General features: G+C 76.6%; 2 protein-coding genes. Both read left to right on the top strand.

Annotated elements, in window-relative coordinates:
• Positions 1-94: 94 nt before the first annotated feature.
• Positions 95-1,885 carry an aspartate--tRNA ligase gene (gene aspS, locus GTR00_RS18510; RefSeq protein ID WP_166613041.1) on the top strand — a complete coding sequence of 597 codons (1,791 nt, stop codon included), beginning with the start codon at positions 95-97 and terminating at the stop codon, positions 1,883-1,885.
• 35 nt (positions 1,886-1,920) lie between these two features.
• Positions 1,921-2,598: a phosphatase PAP2 family protein gene (locus GTR00_RS26020; protein WP_166613042.1), complete on the top strand. Its 678-nt coding sequence runs from the start codon at positions 1,921-1,923 to the stop codon at positions 2,596-2,598.
• The last annotated feature ends 51 nt before the right edge of the window (positions 2,599-2,649 follow it).

The following is a 2,649-nucleotide window of genomic DNA, read 5'->3' on the forward strand; positions in this document are numbered from 1 at the left end:
GTGCACCGCCGGGCGCGCGCGGACGGGCCCGCCGCGACGTCCGTAGGATCGTCCGTGCGCACTCCCGCGCACGGACGACCGAAGGGACCCTCCTGTGCTCCGCACGCACGAGGCCGGCAGCCTGCGCGCCGGTCACGCCGGACAGACCGTCACGCTCACCGGGTGGGTGGCGCGGCGCCGGGACCACGGCGGGGTGGCCTTCCTGGACCTGCGCGACGCCTCGGGCGTCGTGCAGGTCGTCGCCCGCGACGAGATCCTCGACGCCGGCGGCGCGCACGACCTGCGCAACGAGTACTGCGTGCGCATCACCGGCGAGGTCCGGCTGCGCCCCGGCGGCAACGAGAACCCGAACCTGCCCACCGGCGAGGTCGAGGTCGACACCACCGCGCTGGAGGTCCTCAGCGAGGCGGCGCCGCTGCCGTTCCAGATCGACGACCGCCTCGACGTGGGCGAGGAGGTGCGCCTGAAGCACCGCTACCTCGACCTGCGCCGCAGCGGGCCGGCGCGGGCGCTGCGCCTGCGCAGCGAGGCCTCCCGCGCCGCCCGCGCGGTCCTGGAGGCCCACCGCTTCACCGAGGTCGAGACGCCGACGCTGACCCGCTCCACCCCCGAGGGCGCGCGCGACTTCATCGTCCCCGCCCGCCTGGCGCCGGGTTCCTGGTACGCGCTGCCGCAGAGCCCGCAGCTGTTCAAGCAGCTGCTCATGGTCGGCGGCCTGGAGCGGTACTACCAGATCGCCCGCTGCTACCGCGACGAGGACTTCCGCGCCGACCGGCAGCCAGAGTTCACCCAGCTCGACATCGAGGTCAGCTTCGTCGAGCAGGACGACGTCATCGCCCTGGGCGAGGAGGTCGTCGCCGCGCTGTGGAAGCTCATCGGCCACGAGGTGCCGCTGCCGATCCCGCGCATGACGTTCGCCGAGGCGATGTCCCGCTACGGGAGCGACAAGCCCGACCTGCGCTTCGGCGTGGAGCTGGTGGAGTGCACCGAGTTCTTCGCGAACACCCCCTTCCGCGTGTTCCAGGCGCCCTACGTCGGCGCGGTCGTCATGCCCGGCGGCGCCTCGCAGCCGCGCAAGACCCTCGACGCCTGGCAGGACTGGGCCAAGCAGCGCGGCGCGCGGGGCCTGGCGTACGTCCTGGTCGGCGAGGACGGGGAGCTGTCCGGCCCGGTCGCCAAGAACCTCTCCGAGGCCGAGCGGGCCGGCATCGCCGCCCACGTCGGCGCGCGCCCCGGCGACTGCGTCTTCTTCGCGGCCGGCCCGGCGAGCGCCCAGCGCGCCCTGCTCGGCGCCGCGCGCGGCGAGATCGCCAAGCGGTGCGGGCTGATCGACGAGGACGCCTGGGCGTTCGTCTGGATCGTCGACGCGCCCATGTTCAAGCCCACCGCCGAGGACGACGACGTCGCCCTGGGCACCGGCGGCTGGAACGCGGTGCACCACGCGTTCACCGCGCCCAAGCCCGAGCACCTGGACACCTTCGACACCGACCCCGGCGCGGCGCTGACCAACGCCTACGACATCGTCTGCAACGGCAACGAGATCGGCGGCGGCTCCATCCGGATCCACCGCCGCGACGTGCAGGAGCGCGTGTTCGCGGTCATGGGCATCGACGAGGACACCGCCCGCGAGCAGTTCGGGTTCCTGCTCGACGCGTTCGCCTACGGCGCCCCGCCGCACGGCGGCATCGCCTTCGGCTGGGACCGCGTGGTCTCGCTGCTGGCCGGGGCCGACTCCATCCGCGAGGTCATCGCCTTCCCGAAGTCCGGCGGCGGTTTCGACCCGCTGACCTCCGCGCCGGCGCCCATCACGGCCCAGCAGCGCAAGGAGGCCGGGGTCGACGCGACGCCGGAGCCGCGGCAGGAGCCGCAGTCCGCCGGTGCGTGAGACGAGTGCGTGAGACGAGTGCGTGAGGCGGGTGCGTGACGCGCGCGCGTGAGCGCGCCGCCCCGCGCCGCCCGGGGGTGGCCGCGCTGTGCGCGGCCGCCCTCGCTCTGCTCGCGCTCGCCGTCTCCGCGGGGTGGACGGCGGACCTCGACCGCGCCCTCTCGCGCGCGGCGGTGGCCGCGGCCCTGCACGCGCCCGGGCCCACCCGCGCCGCGCAGGTCGTCGAGCACGTCACCCAGCCGGTGTGGGTGTACCTGGCCGGCGCCCTCGCCGTGGTGGCCCGCGCCCGCGCCGGCCGGCGCCGCGAGGCGCTGTGCGCGCTGGGCGCCGGCCTCGCCGCGTCCGTGGCCTCCCCGGTGCTCAAGGTGCTGGTGGGCCGGCCGCGCCCGGCCCTGGAGGCGGGCCTGACGAGCGCGCAGGGCGGGGCCTTCCCCTCCGGGCACGCCACGGCCTCCGCCACCGTCGCCCTGCTGGTGCTGGTGCTGCTGCTGCCGCCGGCCCGCACCGCCTCCGCCCGGGTGCGGCGGGTCGCCGCGGGCGGTGCGTTCGTGCTGCTCGTGGCGGTGGACCGGGTGTGGCTGGGCGCGCACTGGCCCACCGACGTCCTGGGCGGCTGGCTGCTGGGCGGTGCGCTCGTCGCGCTCGCGGCGACCGCGGCCGCCCGCCGCCCGGTGCCCGCGTCGAGGTCCGCCGCGCAGGGGTCCGGGGGCTGAGCGCGGCCACCCGTGCGCGGCCGGCCTCACGGGCGGGGGACCGGCGGGCGG

The sequence above is a fragment of the Kineococcus indalonis genome, from assembly GCF_009906395.1.
GTDB classification, from domain to species: domain Bacteria; phylum Actinomycetota; class Actinomycetes; order Actinomycetales; family Kineococcaceae; genus Kineococcus; species Kineococcus indalonis.